This is a genomic window from Enterobacter cloacae complex sp. CDL013, from assembly GCF_049238805.1.
GTDB lineage: Bacteria > Pseudomonadota > Gammaproteobacteria > Enterobacterales > Enterobacteriaceae > Enterobacter > Enterobacter hormaechei_C.
The window spans coordinates 293459-312935 of record NZ_JBMKGT010000001.1; the positions used below are offsets into that span (position 1 = coordinate 293459).

At 56.6% G+C, this 19477-nt stretch carries 18 protein-coding genes and 1 tRNA gene; 11 read left to right on the top strand and 8 right to left on the bottom strand.

Annotation, left to right across the window (positions count from 1 at the left end):
- Positions 1-116: 116 nt before the first annotated feature.
- Complete coding sequence (locus ACOTXD_RS01390) at positions 117-431, bottom strand: lipoprotein (protein ID WP_003862457.1); 315 nt, start codon at positions 429-431, stop codon at positions 117-119.
- Between the two features lie 176 nt (positions 432-607).
- On the opposite strand from ACOTXD_RS01390, the gene ACOTXD_RS01395 reads away from it, so the two are divergent.
- Positions 608-1240 (top strand): response regulator transcription factor, encoded by a 633-nt coding sequence (locus ACOTXD_RS01395; RefSeq protein ID WP_003862456.1) that lies wholly within the window; start codon positions 608-610, stop codon positions 1238-1240.
- Positions 1237-3021 (top strand): hybrid sensor histidine kinase/response regulator, encoded by a 1785-nt coding sequence (locus tag ACOTXD_RS01400; protein ID WP_061856829.1) that lies wholly within the window; start codon positions 1237-1239, stop codon positions 3019-3021. Before ACOTXD_RS01395 ends, ACOTXD_RS01400 begins: the two co-directional genes overlap by 4 nt.
- Positions 3022-3098: 77 nt before the next feature.
- Here the strand turns inward: ACOTXD_RS01400 and ACOTXD_RS01405 are convergent.
- Positions 3099-3174: transfer RNA gene (locus ACOTXD_RS01405), tRNA-Phe, on the bottom strand.
- Positions 3175-3269: 95 nt separating this feature from the next.
- Positions 3270-3983: a DUF554 domain-containing protein gene (locus ACOTXD_RS01410; RefSeq protein WP_003862452.1), complete on the bottom strand. Its 714-nt coding sequence runs from the start codon at positions 3981-3983 to the stop codon at positions 3270-3272.
- 181 nt (positions 3984-4164) lie between these two features.
- Between ACOTXD_RS01410 and ACOTXD_RS01415 the strand changes: the two genes are divergently transcribed.
- Entirely contained in the window at positions 4165-6300 is a 2136-nt protein-coding gene (locus ACOTXD_RS01415) for an ornithine decarboxylase (protein ID WP_003862450.1), read from the top strand.
- Between the two features lie 93 nt (positions 6301-6393).
- Here the strand turns inward: ACOTXD_RS01415 and ACOTXD_RS01420 are convergent, their stop codons facing one another.
- Entirely contained in the window at positions 6394-7086 is a 693-nt protein-coding gene (locus ACOTXD_RS01420; RefSeq protein ID WP_003862448.1) for a response regulator, read from the bottom strand.
- Positions 7076-8713 (bottom strand): ATP-binding protein, encoded by a 1638-nt coding sequence (locus ACOTXD_RS01425; protein WP_003862446.1) that lies wholly within the window; start codon positions 8711-8713, stop codon positions 7076-7078. Before ACOTXD_RS01425 ends, ACOTXD_RS01420 begins: the two co-directional genes overlap by 11 nt.
- Positions 8714-9058: 345 nt before the next feature.
- Between ACOTXD_RS01425 and ACOTXD_RS01430 the strand changes: the two genes are divergently transcribed.
- Genes ACOTXD_RS01430 through citG form a run of 8 tightly spaced genes read left to right on the top strand, consistent with a single transcriptional unit; the run spans position 9059 to position 16370 of the window.
- Positions 9059-10420: a 2-hydroxycarboxylate transporter family protein gene (locus ACOTXD_RS01430; RefSeq protein WP_061856832.1), complete on the top strand. Its 1362-nt coding sequence runs from the start codon at positions 9059-9061 to the stop codon at positions 10418-10420.
- A 17-nt stretch (positions 10421-10437) separates the two neighbouring features.
- Positions 10438-11301 carry a fumarylacetoacetate hydrolase family protein gene (locus ACOTXD_RS01435; RefSeq protein WP_023314832.1) on the top strand — a complete coding sequence of 288 codons (864 nt, stop codon included), beginning with the start codon at positions 10438-10440 and terminating at the stop codon, positions 11299-11301.
- Between the two features lie 13 nt (positions 11302-11314).
- A complete protein-coding gene (gene citC, locus ACOTXD_RS01440) occupies positions 11315-12337 on the top strand; it encodes a [citrate (pro-3S)-lyase] ligase (RefSeq protein WP_023323735.1) in 1023 nt (340 codons plus the stop codon).
- Between the two features lie 16 nt (positions 12338-12353).
- Positions 12354-12647: a citrate lyase acyl carrier protein gene (citD, locus tag ACOTXD_RS01445; protein WP_023314830.1), complete on the top strand. Its 294-nt coding sequence runs from the start codon at positions 12354-12356 to the stop codon at positions 12645-12647.
- Positions 12644-13519, top strand: a complete 876-nt coding sequence (gene citE, locus ACOTXD_RS01450; RefSeq protein WP_003862436.1) for a citrate (pro-3S)-lyase subunit beta — start codon at positions 12644-12646, stop codon at positions 13517-13519. Before citD ends, citE begins: the two co-directional genes overlap by 4 nt.
- A gap of 10 nt (positions 13520-13529) precedes the next feature.
- On the top strand, positions 13530-15053 hold the full coding sequence (citF, locus tag ACOTXD_RS01455; protein ID WP_003862435.1) for a citrate lyase subunit alpha: 1524 nt from the start codon (positions 13530-13532) through the stop codon (positions 15051-15053).
- On the top strand, positions 15050-15589 hold the full coding sequence (gene citX, locus ACOTXD_RS01460; protein ID WP_023314828.1) for a citrate lyase holo-[acyl-carrier protein] synthase: 540 nt from the start codon (positions 15050-15052) through the stop codon (positions 15587-15589). The genes citF and citX overlap by 4 nt, the downstream gene beginning before the upstream one ends.
- On the top strand, positions 15567-16370 hold the full coding sequence (gene citG / locus ACOTXD_RS01465) for a triphosphoribosyl-dephospho-CoA synthase CitG (RefSeq protein WP_032610106.1): 804 nt from the start codon (positions 15567-15569) through the stop codon (positions 16368-16370). The genes citX and citG overlap by 23 nt, the downstream gene beginning before the upstream one ends.
- 79 nt (positions 16371-16449) lie before the next feature.
- On the opposite strand, the gene ACOTXD_RS01470 is transcribed toward citG, so the two are convergent.
- The 3 genes from ACOTXD_RS01470 to ACOTXD_RS01480 form a co-directional block, all read right to left on the bottom strand.
- Positions 16450-17706 carry a nucleoside permease gene (locus ACOTXD_RS01470; RefSeq protein WP_061856834.1) on the bottom strand — a complete coding sequence of 419 codons (1257 nt, stop codon included), beginning with the start codon at positions 17704-17706 and terminating at the stop codon, positions 16450-16452.
- A gap of 292 nt (positions 17707-17998) precedes the next feature.
- Positions 17999-19075 carry a membrane-bound lytic murein transglycosylase MltC gene (gene mltC, locus ACOTXD_RS01475; protein ID WP_003862427.1) on the bottom strand — a complete coding sequence of 359 codons (1077 nt, stop codon included), beginning with the start codon at positions 19073-19075 and terminating at the stop codon, positions 17999-18001.
- A gap of 124 nt (positions 19076-19199) precedes the next feature.
- Positions 19200-19472: an oxidative damage protection protein gene (locus ACOTXD_RS01480; protein WP_003862425.1), complete on the bottom strand. Its 273-nt coding sequence runs from the start codon at positions 19470-19472 to the stop codon at positions 19200-19202.
- Between the last annotated feature and the right edge of the window lie 5 nt (positions 19473-19477).

The window sequence follows — 19477 nt, forward strand, 5'->3', positions numbered from 1 at the left end:
GGGCTATCTCCGTACTCATTAGCATGATGTCAGGAACATCGTTTTTTTATGAAAACTCAGATACGCCAGATAATGTAAAAGGCGTTATTTATGTACGCCTTTTGATGCGGCGTTAATTATTTATGTGTGACAACAGGTGTACAGGTTGGCGCGCTCAGCGTCGGTGCGGATCCTAAAATTCCCGGCATCATCATCGATGAACAATCGAAAATACGCCCTTTTTCCGTCGTGGCGCGATAAGAGAGTTTTTGTCCTCCCAGTGCGTCCGGCTGGGCACCATTAACGTTGGTCACAGTTATTTCATCCGATGAGCCCAATCCCAGCATTTTAGCGGTCTCCGCCTGGAGGAGTGGAATAGCCTGATCGGTTTTCAACGTGGAACAACCGGCTAACATCAACGTAACGGTTAAAACGATTAGTGGTTTTTTCATAAATTATCCTTGATATCCAACCAGTTAATTTCACTGATTGTATTTATGTTTTCTTTTACCCAAATCAGCGAATAATATATTTCTCTTTCCTAATCGAAAAAAACCCTCCTAAAGTAGGGTGGGTAGATAATAATTCATCTGTACTCTAAGATATGCGAAGGTAAAAGGAGGCTCCTTTGGGACAGAATTATGCGTTAGTCGTTGATGACCATCCATTGGTAGCAAGCGGCATCGCCAATTTTCTGATTACACATTGCCAGTTTAAACAGGCGTGTGTGGTGACGAATGAGGATGATTGCTACCGACAAATTAGAGATCATGGCCCGCCACGTTTGCTGGTAATCGATTTTTGGCTCTCTTCCGGAACGGCCCTGAAATTACTCAAAGAAGTAAAACAACTTTACCCACAGGTACGACTCCTGGTGGTCAGCGGGGATGACAATAATGATATCTGGCGCAAAGTTAATGCCGCCGGGGGACACGGTTTTGTATTGAAAAGCGAGCCACCTGAGATGTTCTCGCGGGCCGTTTTCGCACTCACTGATAATCAGACCTGGTTTCCTGAGGGAAACGAAATTTCCGTTAAGGCCAATAATGAGAAGTTAAGTAAATTTAACTTAACGCCGCGACAAATAGACGTGTTAAATATGATTATGCGCGGCCTGCCAAATAAACGAATCGCCGCACAGCTTTCAATTTCTGAGCCCACGGTTAAAGAACACATCAGCAATATATTGAAAAAGATAGGCGTTAACAGCCGGGTTGAAGCCATCACGCTTCTGCATGGCAAGCAGGAACCGTCGGAATGAGGTTTTTCCAGAGCTTACAAAATGATGGTATCTCTGCTCCGGCGCAGATCCGTTTGCTAAACAACACCTTTCTTCGGCTGGTATTTAGCTTTAGTGCTGTGCCCTTTGTGGGTATTCCTTTCGCCATCTGGATTTATATGCTTGGGGACGACCTCGGCCCAACGATTATCTGGATAATTATTTATCTGCTATGTGCCGTGGCGATACGACTATTGCACCGATGCTATCAGCGTGAAGCGAAAGAAAACGGTGAGAGGGACGTCCTGCGACGCTGGCTTCCGCGTATTAATAATATTGCCTTTATTCACGGGCTGGGAATTTCTTCACTCTATTTAATTACGCCACAGACGCAGAATTTTGACTTTTTCCTGTTACTTAATATCAGCATCGCCGCCATCGTCGCTGCCAATGCGACACATCTGACGCCTGTCATTAGTACCTTCACGCGTTTTTTCTTCGCCTCCTGGGGGGTGCTGAACCTCGGTATTATCTGGCGGCTGGATGAGTTGATGTTCATCGTGCTCATGCTGAATCTGCTTTACGGCTTCGCAATTTACCGCCATGCGTTAACTTCCCATGCGTTCTTTATTCAGCAAGCGCTGCTGGAGGAAAAAAGCTCACGGCTGGCGGAACAGTTTCGTCAGGCCAAAGAGGACGCGGAGCAGGCACTGCTGGATAAAAATCAGTTTCTGACCACCGCCAGCCACGATTTGCGCCAGCCTGTGCATGCTATGGGCTTTCTGATCGAAGCCATCCTCCATCGAAACCGGGACGGCAGCCTGACGCCACAGCTTCTTGACCTTCAGCAGAGCGTTCGCTCGGTACATTTAATGCTCAACTCTCTGCTCGATCTCAGCAAAATAGAATCCGGGAATGTCCTCTCTGCCCCGACCAAAGTGGATATCGGTGCTCTGCTCGACTCGGTCATCACGCTGTTTCGTGAAGAGGCCAACAGCCGCGCGCTTAGGCTGTGCATCCGGCGGCCTAAACGCCATATCTACGTGATGGGCGATCCGCTACTGGTGCGACAGTCCCTGATCAACCTGATTCAAAACGCCCTTCGCTACACGCTCCAGGGCGGGGTGCTGGTCGCCATCCGACCGCGCGGTGACGAGTGTATGGTGGAGGTGTGGGACACGGGAGTCGGTATCGCCGATGAAGAGAAGGGCAAAATCTTCTCACCTTACTACCGCCCCGAGCTGGCATGGAAGATCGACAGCGCCGGACACGGGCTGGGACTGGCCGTCGTTGCCCGTTGTGCCAAGCTGATGAAGGTGAAATACGGGATGCAATCCATTGAAGGGAAAGGCTCACGCTTCTGGATGCGCTTTACCCAATATGCTGGCGAAGATAGCGTGCTGGATACCCCGCCCGCCGCTGATAACACCGCCACGCCGGTACGCTATGCGCCGCTGCACGGTTCCTGCCTGGTCGTCGATGACGACCCGCTGGTGACGTCTGCCTGGGAGAGCCTGATGAGCGTCTGGGGAATCGACGTACGCTGTGCGGCCTCCGCTGAAGAAGCGTTTGCCATAATCGACGACGGCCTTACGCCGTTCGCCGTGCTGTGCGACCAGCGCCTGCGATCCGGCGAAAGCGGCTTCGATATCCTGAAAGCGCTTTTTGAACGTCTGCCGGATATGAGCGGCGCGATAGTTAGCGGCGAATTTAATTCACCGGTTCTGCTGGAGGCGGAGCAGGAGGGGTACCTGGTACTCCGCAAGCCTCTGGAGCCAGCTAAACTGCATGCGCTGCTGACGCAGTGGTTGGGGTGTCGTTAAGGGAATGCAGAAGTAATGATTCTGGCGGGCTCAGAATGCAAAAACGGACCTCCGTGGAGGTCCGTTAATATGAAATTTGGTGCCCGGACTCGGAATCGAACCAAGGACACGGGGATTTTCAATCCCCTGCTCTACCGACTGAGCTATCCGGGCAACGGGGCGCATTAAACCCGATCCTCCCTCCGGCGTCAACGAAATTTGTTGCTTTCGGTGCAGACTGCACACTCTCTCACCAATTCGTCGCAAACTTAAGCGAAAAAGTGCGTCCAGAGCGCGGATAGCGGCATCGCGAGCAGGAGGGCAGGGAGCATGTTCACCACTGCAAACATCTTAATGCCACAGATTCGCAGCCCTGTCGCCAGCAGCAACAGGCCGCCGACGGCGGTAAAGTCTGCCATCATCGCTGGTGTTGTCAGCGGCAGGATCAGCGTGGCGCAGGTGGCCAGCGCCAGTTGAATAAGCAACATCGGCACGCAAATCGCGGCGACGGCGATGCCGAGGGTGGTGGCAAAGATGGTGGCAGTAAAGAAATCCAGAAACGCTTTCGCAATCAATATGCTGGGATCGCCGGTCATCCCTTCCTGCATCGAACCGAATATCCCCGTGCCGCTGGCGCAGAACAGAATAATGATCGCAACGTAGTTCTGAATAAACGACTCGTGCGTGCCGTGCTTCGCCTTGCCCGGTCGGGCAATCAGATTTTTGGCTTTGCCTACCGCGTGATTGATGCCCTTTTCCAGATAGCAAAATTCGCCGATCAGCGCGCCGAGCAGCGTCGCCAGTACCATCACCGGCAGGTTGGCGCATTTCACCACTAAAAGGATACCAATCCCTAACGACGCCAGGCCAAAAATGGAGGGCATGGAGACGCGAATACGCTCCGGCAACCGCTGGCTTAATACTGCCCCAAGTACACCGCCCAGCAATACGGCTCCCGCATTGATAAAGGGTCCAATTACCACGTTTAACTCCTGTTATTTAAGCACTGGCATTGCATCATTATGGCACGTTCGTCCCTGATTACGCTTAGCTTTGGGAGGCGTAACGCATACTGATTCCTTCTTGCACCTGAAAATAAAAGGTGACATGATTGCGCGAATTTTCTCCTTCCTGTCTCACCGTTCGGTGAGGGTATTTGCGCCTATGAAAACCATGAAAATTGCCGTCAGCCGCGAGCTGGTATCCAAAGTTTCTACGCATCGCGAAAAGGTTATGCTGGATAACACTGATTTCACCGATGTGGCGGCAGTCGTCATTACGGTTGTTGAAAGCTACAGCGGCATTCTCGCGTTGCTGAAGCGTACGGGCTTTCAGCTACCGGTATTTATGTTCTCAACAGAGCCAGGAGAGGTGCCAGAGGGTGTCACGGCGATCATCTCGGGTAAAGCACAGGAATTGCTGGAACTGGAATCTGCCGCCTGCCGGTATGAAGAGAACCTGCTGCCACCCTTTTTTGACACCCTGAGCCAGTATGTGGCGATGGGAAACAGCACCTTTGCCTGTCCGGGTCACCAGCACGGCGCCTTTTTCAAAAAACACCCGGCGGGGCGGCAGTTCTACGACTTCTTCGGTGAAAACGTGTTTCGTGCCGATATGTGCAATGCCGACGTGAAGCTCGGTGATTTGCTGATCCACGAAGGTTCTGCCAAGCACGCGCAAAAGTTCGCGGCGAAAGTGTTCAACGCGGATAAAACCTACTTCGTGCTGAACGGCACGTCGGCGGCCAATAAAGTGGTGACCAATGCGCTGCTGACTCGTGGCGATCTGGTGCTGTTCGATCGTAACAACCACAAGTCCAACCACCATGGGGCGCTGATCCAGGCCGGGGCAACGCCTGTCTATCTTGAGGCAGCCCGTAATCCGTTTGGTTTTATCGGCGGGATTGATGAGCACTGCTTTGATGAGGCCTGGCTGCGGGAACTGATCCGTGACGTCGCGCCGCAGAAAGCCGCCGAGGCGCGCCCGTTCCGTCTGGCGATCATTCAGCTCGGCACCTACGATGGCACGATCTACAACGCCCGTCAGGTGATCGACAAGATCGGGCACCTTTGCGACTACATCCTCTTTGACTCCGCCTGGGTCGGCTACGAGCAATTTATCCCGATGATGGCGGAAACGTCTCCGCTTCTGCTGGAACTGAACGAGAACGATCCGGGAATTTTCGTGACCCAGTCGGTCCACAAGCAGCAGGCCGGGTTCTCACAAACGTCGCAGATCCATAAAAAGGATAACCATATTCGCGGTCAGTCGCGCTTCTGCCCGCACAAGCGGCTGAACAACGCGTTCATGCTGCATGCCTCCACCAGCCCGTTTTACCCGCTGTTTGCGGCGCTGGACGTGAACGCCAAGATCCACGAGGGCGAAAGCGGACGCAGGCTGTGGGCGGAGTGTGTCGAGTTGGGCATTGAAGCGCGCAAGGCCATCATCGCTAACTGCCATATGATCAAACCGTTTATCCCACCGGTGGTGGCGGGGCGGCCATGGCAGGATCACCCCACGCAGGCCATCGCCAGCGAACGTCGCTTCTTTAGTTTTGAACCGGGTGCAAAATGGCACGGTTTTGAAGGCTATGCCCGCGAGCAGTATTTCGTCGATCCGTGCAAGCTGCTGCTGACCACGCCGGGCATTGATGCTGAAACAGGGCACTATACCGATTTCGGCATTCCGGCGACCATTCTCGCCCACTACCTGCGCGAGAACGGCATTGTGCCGGAGAAGTGCGATCTCAACTCCATCCTGTTCCTGCTGACGCCAGCCGAGAGCGCGGAGAAGCTGATGCAGCTGGTGGCGATGCTGGGGCAGTTTGAACAGCATATTGAAGACGACACACCGCTCGCGGATGTGCTTCCGACCATCTATCAGAAATACCCGGTGCGTTACCGCGACTATACGATCCGTCAGCTATGCCAGGAGATGCACGATCTCTACGTCAGCTTTAACGTGAAGGATTTACAGAAGGCGATGTTCCGTCAGGAGAGCCTGCCTGCCGTGGTGATGAACCCCCAGGATGCCAACCAGGAGTACATTCGCGGGAACGTCGAACTGGTGCGTATTCGTGACGCCGAAGGACGCATTGCCGCCGAAGGTGCGCTGCCATACCCGCCGGGCGTGCTGTGCGTGGTGCCGGGGGAAGTCTGGGGTGGAGCAGTACAGCGCTACTTCCTGGCACTGGAAGAGGGCATTAATATGCTGCCGGGGTTCTCCCCAGAGTTGCAGGGCGTTTACAGCGAGAAGGATGCGGACGGGATCAAGCGGCTGTATGGGTACGTATTGAAGTAGGGACCCTCACCCTCTCCCCAAAGGGGAGAGGGGATTGCACGGAGCCGTCTTTTCACCCTCGCCCCTTTGGGGAGAGGGCCGGGGTGAGGGGAGTTAAGTCGCACTACGCCTGTACATCCTTCTCGGATGTCCAATCTTACCGTACAGCATCTCCACCGTCAGAAAACCCACCTCCACGCAGTGTTCCAGATAGCGCCGGGTGGTGGTTTTACTCAGGCCCGTCTCGCTCACCACCTCATCCACCGTAAAACAGTGCGCCGCCTTGTTGTTAAACAGCATTTGCACCCGCGCCAGCGTGTTCTCCTCTATCCCTTTGCTGCCGTTGTCCAGACGATAGTTTTTCGCCTGTAACTGATAGAGTGAATCCACGTTCTGCTGGTCGACAATCTTCCAGACGCGCTGCTGTTCGGCAAACTGCACAAAACGCTCCAGCGACTGGCTGAGCCGCTTCCAGGAGACCGGCTTAAGGATATAGTCAAACGCGCCGTTACGAATGGCCTGGCTACAGGTGTCCATATCGCTGGCGGCGGTGATGAAAATCACCGAGCAGTTGGCGCGGGTGAGCATCGGGTTGCTGATAAGGGTGATGCCTTTGCCGTCCGGCAGGTAGTTATCCAGCAGCATCAGCTTCGGCTGTTTGCTCTCCAGTTGTACCTGCGCGTCGGCCAGCGACGCGGCAATCCCCACCAGCCTCAGACGCGGATGTTTACCGATAAGCTCCGCGTGCAGTTGCGCCAGTTCGTTCTCGTCTTCAACAATCAGTACGTCGATAAGTTCATGTTGCATAGTCGGTATCTTCCAGTTCCTGTACGGGGTGCCGGGCCGTTCCCGTGGCGGGAATAAACAGTGAGAAAATGGCACCGCGTGGGGTGTTATCGGCAACTTCAATTGCACCGCCAGCCTGTGTGACATAGCTTTCAATCAGATACAGGCCAATACCATGATCGCCGCGCGTTTTGGTGGTGATGCCGCGCTCAAAGATCCGGTCGCGGATCTCCGGTGTGATGCCGACGCCCTGGTCGGCGACTTCAATAATCAGTTCCTGCTCGTTCAGCTTTATCAGCACGTCCACCGGGGCATGCGGGAGCGGTGCACGCTGGGTCGCTTCAATGGCGTTATCCAGCAAGTTCCCGATGATCGAGATAAGTTCCGATTCGAGCAGCGGCAGGAACGGTTTATCCACCCGGCAGGCCGGATCGAAACTCAGCTCAACGCCTTTTTCACGCGCGCGGGCGGCCTTTCCAAGCAGCAAACCACACAGCGTCGGAGAGCTAAAGCGGGACGAGATAAAGTCCAGCAGCTCCTGAGCGTGTTCCGACTGCGCCTGTATATAGCGAATTGCCTCGTCATAACGGCCCATATGCAGCAGGCCGGACAGCGTAGTCATGCGGTTCAGCTGTTCATGGCGCATGATGCGCAGGTTATCAACGTAGCGCTTCACCTGGCTGAGCTGGGCGCTGAGCGAGTCGATCTCGTTGCGATCGCGAAAGGTGATCACCCAGCCCTGCAATGCATCTTCCAGCATTATCCGCACCCGGCTGGCAATGACCGTGAGATCGTTAAAGCGACAGATCTCATCGTGGGTGTCTTTCGCAAGCATGGTTTGCGCGTTGAAGAACGGGACGGGCGCGATCACCTGGCTGATGAGTTGACCCCGCAGTTCGCGGGCGGGCTGGCGTAAGCCTAATAATTTACGCGCCGCCTGGTTGATCACCTCAATGCGGAGATCGTCATCGATGGCAATCACCCCTTCATAAATGGATTCCATCATCGCCTTTTGCTGGCGCACCAGCAGGCCGATTTCGCGCGGCTCCAGAGAGAATATCTGCTTCTTGATGCTGCGGGTGAAGAACCAGGAGAAAATAAACAGGGCGATAAGCAGCAGCACGGCGGCAATCAGGATATTAACCACCTTGCTGACGGTGATGGTGTCCAGATAGCTTGTGAGATAGCCTACCGAAACAATCCCCACCACCTGCCCGGCATCATTAAAAATGGGCGCTTTGCTGCGCAGTGAAATGCCTAACCCGCCCTTGCGGATGGTGATGGTGCTTTTGCCGTGTAATACCTCGTCGTTATCTCCGCCAACCAGCGTTTTGCCTACCCGGTCGGCAAACACGGAGTGGAAAAGATGCAGCCCCTTATTGTCACCAATCACAATAAAACTGGCGTCGCTGCGGGCGGCTATTTTCTGCATAAAGTCATGGATGCCCTGGATATCCTTTTGTTCGACTTCTTTTCGCAGGGTTGGAATAAGCGCAATTTCTTCAGCCTGTATTTTTGCGCGTGCGCTCATTTCCTGATAAAGCTGCCTGCCGACATCGACATAATAATATCCGCCCAGTAATGCGAACAGCACTGAGAAAAAGGCGACCAGCGAAATAAACAGCTTGATCTGAAACGATACTTTCATAACTATCACGCGAGATATCAACAGGTCGGCTGAATATATCATCTTTTAAGGCCAGGATGCCCGCTTTGCCGAAAACTTGTGATCCCTTGCACAGCGCAGCCTGTAAAAGATTTTTCCGAAAGTCTCATCCTCTTAAGGTTAAATGAATAAATGTTATTTCTTTGTTCAGTTAAGAAAAGAAACCATAAAAACCACGGCAATAAATAAGGCATAAATCACATTAAATAAAAGAAACCATTAAAACCATAGTGTCCATTAAAACTTCGCTTTTAATATGCCATCCCTCACATAAAGTAAGCCTTTGTGACTCTAAGCTGAACGCACAAAATAACTAAGGGGCTTATTATGAGCACAACTGACGATTCATTCTCTGTTACCCACGACCCGATTGATATTCAGCGGCCATCGCTCAAAGAGCGCTGGTGGCATATTATGGATACCTGGAAAATCGGCATTATACCTCTGCCGCTGTTCGTTCTGGCGGGCGCGCTGATTGCGATTGATTGCCTGGGCGGAAAACTACCGAGCGACATTGTGGTCATGGTGGCCACGCTGGCCTTCTTCGGCTTTGCCTGCGGTGAGTTCGGCAAACGCCTGCCGATTGTCGGCAAGCTCGGCGCGGCGGCAATTTGCGCCACCTTTATCCCTTCCGCGCTGGTCTATTACGGCCTGCTGCCGGATGTAGTAGTGGAATCCACCACTAAGTTCTATAAATCCACCAACATTCTTTATCTCTATATTTGCTGCATTATCGTCGGCAGCATCATGAGTATGAACCGCACCGTGCTGATCCAGGGCTTCCTGCGCATCTTCTTCCCGATGCTGTGCGGTGAAATCGTCGGCATGATTGTCGGCATGGGTGTTGGGCTGGCGCTGGGCCTCGAGCCGTTCCAGATCTTCTTCTTTATCATTCTGCCGATCATGGCGGGCGGCGTCGGGGAAGGGGCGATCCCGCTCTCTATCGGCTATGCCAACCTGTTGCATATGGATCAGGGCGTGGCGCTCGGCCGCGTACTGCCGATGGTGATGCTCGGCGGCCTGACGGCGATCATTATCTCCGGTTGCCTCAACCAGCTCGGGAAACGCTACCCGCACCTGACCGGTGAAGGCCAGCTGATGCCGAATCGCGCCAATGCCGATGCCACTGTCTCTCAGCCTGCGTTCTCCGGCAAAGCGGACGTGACGACCATCGCCTCCGGCGCGCTGCTGGCGGTGCTGCTGTACATGCTGGGCATGCTCGGTCACAAGCTGATTGGTCTGCCTGCGCCGGTCGGCATGCTGTTTATGGCGGTGCTGGTGAAGCTCTGCAACGGTGCCTCTCCGCGTCTGCTGGAGGGCTCTCAGGTGGTGTACAAATTCTTCCAGACCTCTGTGACCTACCCGATTCTCTTTGCCGTTGGCGTAGCCATCACCCCATGGCATGAACTGGTGGCCGCCTTCACGCTGACCAACCTGCTGGTGATTATCAGCACCGTCTCCGCGCTGGTGGCAACCGGGTTCTTCGTCGGCAAAAAGATTGGTATGCACCCGATTGATGTCGCCATCGTCTCCTGCTGCCAGAGCGGCCAGGGCGGTACTGGTGACGTGGCGATCCTGACCGCAGGCAACCGCATGAGCCTGATGCCGTTCGCCCAGATTGCTACCCGTATCGGCGGGGCGATTAACGTCTCCATCTCTCTGCTGATTCTGGGCAACTTCCTCGTTTAAGTTTTCAGGAAAGAACAATGAAACTCGCAAGCTTTTTATACCAGGGAAAACGCAGCTACGGCATCGTTCAGGCCGACGGCGTGATTGATTTAGGCCGCCGCCTCGGCGACCGCTATGGCGACCTTAAAGCGCTGTTGCAGGGGAACGGGCTGGCGCAGGCCACCCGATTCCTGAACGACGCGGTGGATGTACCGCTGAACGCCATCACCTTCTTACCGGTGATTGTCCAGCCGGAAAAAATCCTCTGCGTGGGCATGAACTACGCCGACAAGCGCAAGGAGTTTGACCAGCACAACCCGGCCCCGACGCTGTTTGTCCGCTTCCCGGACTCACAGACCGGCCACAACGAGCCGGTGCTGAAGCCGCGCCACTCCAGCGAATTCGACTACGAAGGCGAGCTGGCGGTGATCATCGGCAAAGGCGGGGAGAACATCAGCCGCGACGACGCCCTGCGCCACGTGGCGGGCTACAGCTGTTACATGGACGGCTCCGCCCGCGACTGGCAGCACACCTGGTTCACCGCCGGGAAAAACTGGCGGCAGACCGGGGCGTTCGGCCCGTGGATGGCGACGGCGGATGAGATCCCCGATCCGCACCAACTGGCAATCCGCACCTGGCTGAACGGCCGCATGGTGCAGGAAGACAACACCAGCAGCATGATCCACAAGGTGGCGGAGCTGATCGAGTACATCAGCACCTTCACCCGTCTCAGCCCGGGCGACGTGATCATCACCGGCTCACCTGGCGGCGTGGGTAAAAAGCGCAACCCGCCGCTGTTTATGAAGGAGGGGGATCGCATTGAGGTGGAGATCGAGCATATCGGTCATCTGAGCAACGTGATCGTGGAAGCGCCAGCCGTCGGGCTCGCGGCAGCGCACTGAGTAAGGCGGCAGCATGCAATCGCAACCCATTGATTTTCGGCACACCGTTGTGGCGGAACACCCGGAACGCTTAAGCCAGATCCGCTACCTGCTGGCAGACAGCGGCCTTGGCCTGGACAACGACATCACGCTGTTTGTCGAAGCCTGGTCCGGCGCGCAGCTGGTGGGTTGCGCCGGGCTGGCTGCCAACGTCATCAAATGCGTGGCGGTCAACGAGCAGCTTCGTGGGGAAAACCTCAGCGCGCGTCTGCTGGCAGAGGTGGAAAATGCGGCGCTGGAGCGCGGCCATTTTCACCTCTTCCTCTGCACCCGTCCGTGCAATAAGGAGCGCTTTGGCCGCAGCGGTTTCTGGCCGATTGCCCAGAGCGGGAACAACGCGGTGCTAATGGAGAACACCCCGCAGGGGATCGCGCGCTACTGCCGTACCTTAAGCCGGATGCGAAGGGGCGGGGAAAAAATTGGTGCCATTGTGATGAACGCCAACCCATTCACCCTCGGCCACCGTCATCTGGTGGAGCAGGCGGCGGCGCAGTGCGATGCCCTGCATCTGTTTGTGGTGCGTGAAGACGCCTCGTTCTTCCCGTTCAGCGCGCGCCTTGAGATGGTGCGCGCGGGCGTGGCGCATCTGCCGAACGTGGTGGTGCATGAAGGCTCGCAGTACATCATCTCCCGCGCCACGTTTCCGGCCTACTTCCTGAAGGAGACCGGCAAAGTGCAGCAGGCGTGGAGCGAGATCGACGTGCTGATCTTCCGGGACTTCATCGCCCCGGCGCTGGGCATCACGCACCGCTTCATCGGCTCGGAGCCGTTCTGCGATATCACCCGCCAGTACAACCAGACGCTGCACGACCTGCTGGCCTCGCATATTGACGTGGTGGAGATGCCGCGCATCAAGGCCACCGGTAACGCCATTTCGGCCTCGGAAGTGCGCCGTTTACTCAAGACACAGCAGTTTTCCCGGATCCGGGAGATTGTCCCGGACTCCACCTTCGCGCACCTCGAAGCACATTATCGTGCGAGTGCGGAAGTCGCATAACTATCAGGAATTTATCATGAATATTGTAAGGGAGGCGCTGGCCGGAACGCAGGAGTCCAGCGACCTGATGGTGAAAATCGCCCCCGCTCACGGTGAGCTGGAGATCGTCATCCACAGCGAAGTGATTAAGCAGTTTGGCGAGCAGATTCGCCAGGTGGTCAACGACACATTGCGCGCCATGAACGTGCACCAGGGATTAATCATTATTGAAGACAAAGGGGCGCTGGACTGTGTTATTCGCGCCCGCCTGCAAAGCGCGCTGATGCGTGCCGCCGATGAACAGGCCATCAACTGGGAGGCGCTGAAATGAGCAAACTCCGCCGCAGTATGCTGTTCCTGCCAGGCGCCAATGCCGCCATGCTCTCTACCGCCTTTATCTACCGTCCCGACTCCATCATGTTTGACCTTGAGGACGCCGTGGCCCTGCGCGAGAAAGACACCGCACGCATGCTGGTGTTCCACGCGTTGCAGCACCCGATGTATCAGGATATCGAAACCGTGGTGCGCATTAACCCGCTGAGCACGCCGTTTGGCCTGCTGGATCTGGAAGCCGCCGTGCGCGCGGGCGTGGACGTGATACGCCTGCCGAAAACCGACACCCCGGACGATATTTACGAGCTGGAAGGCCACCTCGAGCGTATCGAGCAGGCGTGCGGCCGCGAGGTGGGTTCCACCCGCGTGATGGCGGCGATTGAATCGGCCATTGGCGTCATCAACGCCGTGGCGATTGCCCGCAGCTCCCCGCGCCTGATCGGCATTGCGCTGGCCGCCTTTGACTACGTGATGGACATGCAGACCGAGCGCGGCGACGGCACCGAGCTGTTCTACGCCCGCTGCGCCGTGCTGCACGCCGCCCGCGCGGCAGGCATCGACGCCTTCGACGTGGTGTGGTCAGACGTTAACGATGAGGCCGGGTTCCTACGCGAAGTCGATCTGATCCGCAAGATGGGCTTTAACGGCAAATCGCTGATTAACCCGCGCCAGATAGACCTGCTGCACAACGCCTACGCCCCGACACGGGAAGAAGTGGAACACGCGAAACGGGTGATTGAGGCGGCAGAAGAGGGCGAGCGTAACGGCCTGGGCGTGGTGTCGCTCAACGGCAAAATGGTGGATGCACCGATTATTAACCACGCGCAGGTGGTGCTGGAGCGCGCGGCGGCCTCCGGCGTGCGTCGGTAAGGATGACATAATGAATCAGACAGAACTTCTCCATATGAATTTCCCCCATCTGCGGGATCTGAAACCCTTTGATACCGCCCACAGCGCGACGCCGTGGCTGGCGGACAGCGAGGCGAAGCACAGCCGCAAGCTCTGCGCCTCTATTGAAGAGGCGGTTAAGCGCTGCGGCTTGCAGGACGGGATGACCATCTCCTTCCACCACGCCTTTCGCGAAGGCGACCGGGTGATCAACACCGTCGTGGCGCTGCTGGCGCGGATGGGCTTCAAAAATCTGACCCTGGCTTCCAGCTCGCTGATGACCTGCAACGACGCGCTGATCGAGCATATCGAAAGCGGCGTCATCACCCGGATTTACACCTCCGGCATGCGCGGCAGGCTGGCGGATGCCATCTCTCACGGGCTGATGGACGAGCCGGTACAAATTCACTCCCACGGCGGGCGCGTGAAGCTACTCCAGGACGGCGAACTGAACATCGACGTGGCGTTTCTCGGCGTGCCGTGCAGCGATGAGTTTGGCAACGCCAACGGCACGCACGGCAAATCGTGCTGCGGCTCGCTGGGCTACGCGATGGTGGACGCGCAGTTTGCCCGTAAGGTGGTGCTGCTGACCGAAGCGCTGGTGCCGTTCCCCAATATGCCCGCCAGCCTGGTGCAGGATCAGGTGGACTACATCGTGCAGGTGGAGAGCGTGGGCGACCCGGCGAAAATCAGCGTCGGCGCAGCGCGCGTCACCAGCAACCCGCGCGAGCTGATGATTGCCCGCTATGCGGCGGACGTGATTGAACACTCCGGCTACTTCAAACCGGGCTTCTCGATGCAGACCGGCTCCGGCGCGGCGGCCACCGCCTGCACCCGCTTTATGGAAGAGAAGATGGAGCGCAGCGGCGTGAAAGCGCGCTTTGCGCTCGGCGGCATCACCGGCAGCCTGGTGGATCTGCACGAGAAGGGGCTCATCGAAAAGCTGCTCGACACCCAGTGCTTTGACGGCCAGGCAGCGGCCTCGCTGGCGCGCAACCCGAACCACGTGGAGATCTCCACCAACGTCTACGCCAACCCCGGCAGCAAGGCGGCAAGCTGCGACCAGCTCGACGTGGTGATCCTCAGCGCCCTGGAAATCGACGTCGACTTTAACGTCAATGTCATCACCGGCTCCGATGGCGTGATGCGTGGCGCATCCGGCGGACACTGCGACGTGGCGGCGGCAGCCAACCTGACCATTGTGGTCGCGCCGCTGCTGCGAAGCCGCATCCCGACCGTCGTGAAGCGCGTTACCACTCGCCTCACGCCGGGGGAGAGCATTGACGTGCTGGTCACCGACCACGGTATTGCGGTCAACCCGGCGCGCCCGGAGATCCGCGAACGACTCATGGAAGCAGGGATGAAGGTTGTAGATATCAACGCGCTGTATGAGCGAGCGATTTCGTTGACAGGCGTACCGAAACCGATTGAGTTCACCGACAAAATCGTCGGGGTGATCCGCTACCGCGACGGCAGCGTGATCGACACTGTGCGACAGGTGAAGGAGGAAGTATGACTTTTGCGACACCCGTGCGGGCGGGTGTCAGCCTGGAGGAACTGCTGGCGGCGAAAGAGCGCCGCGCAGCCCGCCAGGCTGACTGGCTTACGCACTATCAACAACCGGTGATCTCCCTCACGCTGGTCACGCCCGGGGAAATCAAAGACAGCCTGCGCTACCGCAACACCATGGGGGTGGCGTTACAGATGTGCGACCAGCTGCTGTGGGAAAACCGCTGGCAGGTGCTGGACCGCCAGGTGCTCTGGCTACCCACCGGACCTGAAGCGCTGTGGTGCGTCGCGCATCCGGCGGCGGAAATTAAGGCGCACTGTGCAGAACTGGAGCAGACGCACCCGCTCGGCAGACTGTGGGATCTGGACGTGATCTGCCCTGAAAACGGCCTCGTGGGCCGTCAGTCGCTGGGTTCACACCTCAGACGCTGTCTGATTTGCGACGAGCCCGCCCACGCCTGTTCCCGTTCGCGCCACCATCCCGTTGAGCAGGTGGTTTCCCGCGTGGAGAAGATGATCGATGACTGGTTTGCTCGCGACTAAACCGCGCCCGGTTGACGTGCCTGCGCTTGCCGAAGCGGCGCTGTGGCAGGAGCTGGAGCTGACGCCCAAGCCGGGGCTGGTGGACAGGCTCAATAACGGCTCGCATCGGGATATGGACCATGCCTTGTTTGTCCGCAGCATTATGGCGATTACGCCGTGGTTTGCCCGGTTTGCGGAACTGGGTGAAGCACATGCGGCCAAACCTGCCGATCGGCAGTTGCGGATTCTCCGCCCAATGGGAATGGCCTGCGAGCAGGCAATGTACGCCGCCACGGGCGGGGTAAATACCCACAAGGGCGGTATTTTTGCTCTTGGTTTGCTCTGCTTCGCCGCCGGTCGTGTGAAAAATATCTCTGCGGATAGCCTCTGTTGTGAGGTAAGTAACATCTGTCGCGGGCTGGTGGCGCGGGAGCTGGCCGGGCGCAGCGGGCAGGCAACGGCGGGGGAGCGGCAGTTTCAGCATTACGGCTTAACCGGGGCGCGAGGCGAGGCGGAGAGCGGCTTTGCGACGGTGCGTAAGGCGCTGGGGCAGTGGAACGGACAGTTGCTTCACGACCTGCTGTTGCGCCTGATGGCGGTCAATCAGGACAGTAATCTCGTGTCACGCGGCGGCATTCAGGGGCTGCGCTATGTTCAGGGCTACGCGCGGGAACTGCTGGCTAACGGCTGGGATCGCGAGGCGTTGCTTAAGATGGATAAGGCACTGATTGAACGAAACCTGAGTCCGGGCGGCAGCGCGGATTTGCTGTCGGTGGGGTGGGTGCTGTCTGCTATAAAATAGCCGGGTGGCGGCTACGCCTTACCCGGCCTACGGTCTGGTTTTGTAGGCCCGGTAAGCGCAGCGCCACCGGGCACAACAATCAATGCGCGATCGGCTGCGCACCATTCGGCACGCGAACATGCTTGTACTTGAACAGCGCGATGAACGCGAAGAACAGCACCAGCGAGTACCCGGCGAAGATCAGCCACACCGGCTGCCAGTCTGTAATGCCGTTGGTGGTGTACATCTCAACCACTTTACCGCTTACCACGCCGCCCAGAATACAACCGAAGCCGTTGGTCATCATCAGGAACATGCCCTGCGCACTGGCGCGGATTTCAGGCTTCACCTCTTTTTCCACAAACACCGAGCCGGAGATGTTGAAGAAGTCGAAGGCACAGCCGTAAACAATCATCGACAGAACCAGCAGCACGGTGCCGAACGCGCTTGGGTCGCCATAGGCGAACAGACCGAAGCGCAACATCCAGGCGGCGATACTGATCAGCATGACGTTCTTGATGCCGTAGCGGCTCAGGAAGAACGGGATGGTCAGGATGAACAGCGTCTCGGAGATCTGCGAGATGGACATCATCACCGACGCGTGTTCGACGATAAAGCTCCCGGCAAACAGCGGATCGTTATCGAAGCTGTGCAGGAAGGTATTACCGAACATGTTGGTGATTTGCAGTTCCGCGCCCAGCAGCATGGAGAAGATAAAGAAGATCGCCATGCGCTTGTTTTTGAACAGTGCGAAAGCGTCCAGGCCAAGCATGGTGCTCCAGTTCTGGTTTTTCTGCTGGTTAGACACCGGAATGGTGGGCAGCGTCAGGGTGAACAGCGCCAGCAGCACGGAGAGCGCGGCACCAATATACAGCTGCATATGGCTCAGCTCGAAGCCCGCGAAGCTCACGCCCCACATCGCCATGATAAAGCCGATGGTGCCCCAGATACGGATAGGCGGGAAGTCGGTGACGATATCCAGTCCGGCAGATTTCAGGCGGTAGTAGGAGATGGTGTTGATCAGGCCAAGCGTTGGCATATACGCCAGCGAGTTAAGCAGGATCACCATAAACATCGCCCCCGGCGTGGTCACTTCGGCCGCCATAAACAGCGTCCCCGCACCCACCAGATGGCAAAGCATGTATAGCCATTTCGCACTTAACCATTTATCCGCCACGATACCGAGCAGCGTTGGCATGAAAACAGCCGCAATGCCCAGCGAGCTGTAAACGGCACCGATCGACGCACCATCGAACTTGAGCGTCACAAACATATAGGAGCCGAGTGTAGTCAGCCAGCTACCCCACAGGCAGAACTGCAGAAACGACAAGATTTTAAGCTGCAGCTTAAGGTTCATGTTACTTTCCTCACAAGTGAGCGGGAGATATGTTGTTATAGGAACATTCAGGGTTGTTATTTGATGCAATTCTATCAGTTGGCAACGTTATGTTTTGTTACCTCCCGCAAAAAAATGCAATCCACATTAATTTGCAGTCTGGATTGTGATGCAAATAGCATTTTCGTATGGGTGGGGTGGAGTGAGTGCGGCCTGATGCCCCCTCACCCTAACCCCCTCCCCAAAGGGGAGAGGGAACTTGAACACCCTCTCCCCAAAGGGAAGAGGGCAGGGTGAGGGGTGGTGTTGGTTTTTAGCGGCGACGATAGTTCTTCTGCGCCGTATTCACCTTATACAGATAGCGGCGGGATTCCGCAGACGGGTGGCGGGTGGTGAGGGTAGCGTACACATCCCCCGGCGCCATGCTGTTGATGATGTTCGCGGCCTGCACTTTGTCATTCGAGAAGACGCGCAGCACGCTGCCCGCCCCGCCGTTGTAGGCGGTGATCACCGCATAGCGACGTGAAGTTGGGTTATCAATCCCGCCGAGATAGACATTGTTCAGCATCGCCAGATAGGCCGTGCCGGTATCAATGTTGCTCTGCGGGTCAAACAGGTAGCTGCGGCTCGGCGTGCCGGATTTCCCCTGCGCGCGGAACACGTCTTTACCGGCGCTGTGCTGCACAACCTGCATCAGCCCCAGCGCGTCGGAACGGCTTACCGCGTAGGGGTTGAACGAGGACTCGGTCTGCATAATCGCCAGGATAAGCGACTCATCCACGCCATACTTACGCGACGCCTGACGCACCATGCCCAGATACTTATGCGCACGCTTGTCGAGGTGGTTCGGCACCAGGTTGATGGTGACGCTGTAGATCACTTTCAGGCCGTTGGTACGGCTTTTCAGGCGCGTTTGCAGCAGATAGTCGGCAAATTTCGTGGCGCGGCCTTCCCAGCGGATCGGCTGACCGGTCTGGTCAACGACCTGGCCATACAGGAACGGCTCTTTGGAGATGGTGATGTCATCGGCATCAGAGTAGAGGTCGATAGACCCCGGATCGTCGCCCATCAGCAGGGTTTTAATGATGGCCTGACGTAAATGCGCCGCAGGTTCAGTCCCCGCGATGGTTTCAACCGTAATCGTACCGTCATCAAAGTTGATGTGGCTACGGGTCTGATAGGCGTCGGTATACTTAACGTAGTCCTTCGGTCCGGCAATAAGAACTTCGTTAAATCCCCATATGTTCTCGATGTTGTGGGCAAACTGCCCCATCAAAATGTCAAAACCGTTGGTGTCCTTGACCCAGGCTTCGTTGTATTCATCGCCTTTTTTGGAAGAACAAGACACAAGCAACGGCGCAACAAGGGCTAGCGCTAAAAGTTTTTTCATCATTCCGGGAGTGCGTGTTGTGTTTGCTTTGGGGTTGCTGTTGCCGGGTGGCGCTGCGCTTACCCGACCTACAAAACCGTAGGCCCGTGCAAGCGCAGCGCCGCCGGGCAGCAGCTGCGCGTTATTATTTTTCCGGTGGCGTATAGCCTTCGATGTGGACGTCTTTACCCTCGAACAGGAAGTTCACCATCTCCTGTTCCAGCAGTTTGCGGTGTTCCGGGTTCATCATGCTGAGCTTTTTCTCGTTGATCAGCATGGTCTGTTTTTTCTGCCACTGTCCCCAGGCTTCTTTGGAGATCTCGTTGTAAATGCGCTTACCCAGGTCGCCCGGGTAGAGCTGGAAATCCTGGCCTTCAGCGTCGCGCTGTAGGAAAGTACAAAAAATGGTTCTGGCCATACTCA

Coding starts and splice junctions, on each gene's coding strand:
- ACOTXD_RS01415 (WP_003862450.1), top strand. CDS start 4,165: ATGAAAACCATGAAAATTGCCGTCAGCCGCGAGCTGGTATCCAAAGTT.
- citD (WP_023314830.1), top strand. CDS start 12,354: ATGAATATTGTAAGGGAGGCGCTGGCCGGAACGCAGGAGTCCAGCGAC.
- mltC (WP_003862427.1), bottom strand. CDS start 19,075: ATGAAAAAACTTTTAGCGCTAGCCCTTGTTGCGCCGTTGCTTGTGTCT.
- ACOTXD_RS01435 (WP_023314832.1), top strand. CDS start 10,438: ATGAAACTCGCAAGCTTTTTATACCAGGGAAAACGCAGCTACGGCATC.
- citX (WP_023314828.1), top strand. CDS start 15,050: ATGACTTTTGCGACACCCGTGCGGGCGGGTGTCAGCCTGGAGGAACTG.
- ACOTXD_RS01425 (WP_003862446.1), bottom strand. CDS start 8,713: ATGAAAGTATCGTTTCAGATCAAGCTGTTTATTTCGCTGGTCGCCTTT.
- ACOTXD_RS01390 (WP_003862457.1), bottom strand. CDS start 431: ATGAAAAAACCACTAATCGTTTTAACCGTTACGTTGATGTTAGCCGGT.
- citC (WP_023323735.1), top strand. CDS start 11,315: ATGCAATCGCAACCCATTGATTTTCGGCACACCGTTGTGGCGGAACAC.
- ACOTXD_RS01420 (WP_003862448.1), bottom strand. CDS start 7,086: ATGCAACATGAACTTATCGACGTACTGATTGTTGAAGACGAGAACGAA.
- citE (WP_003862436.1), top strand. CDS start 12,644: ATGAGCAAACTCCGCCGCAGTATGCTGTTCCTGCCAGGCGCCAATGCC.
- citG (WP_032610106.1), top strand. CDS start 15,567: ATGACTGGTTTGCTCGCGACTAAACCGCGCCCGGTTGACGTGCCTGCG.
- ACOTXD_RS01480 (WP_003862425.1), bottom strand. CDS start 19,472: ATGGCCAGAACCATTTTTTGTACTTTCCTACAGCGCGACGCTGAAGGC.
- citF (WP_003862435.1), top strand. CDS start 13,530: ATGAATCAGACAGAACTTCTCCATATGAATTTCCCCCATCTGCGGGAT.
- ACOTXD_RS01470 (WP_061856834.1), bottom strand. CDS start 17,706: ATGAACCTTAAGCTGCAGCTTAAAATCTTGTCGTTTCTGCAGTTCTGC.
- ACOTXD_RS01430 (WP_061856832.1), top strand. CDS start 9,059: ATGAGCACAACTGACGATTCATTCTCTGTTACCCACGACCCGATTGAT.
- ACOTXD_RS01400 (WP_061856829.1), top strand. CDS start 1,237: ATGAGGTTTTTCCAGAGCTTACAAAATGATGGTATCTCTGCTCCGGCG.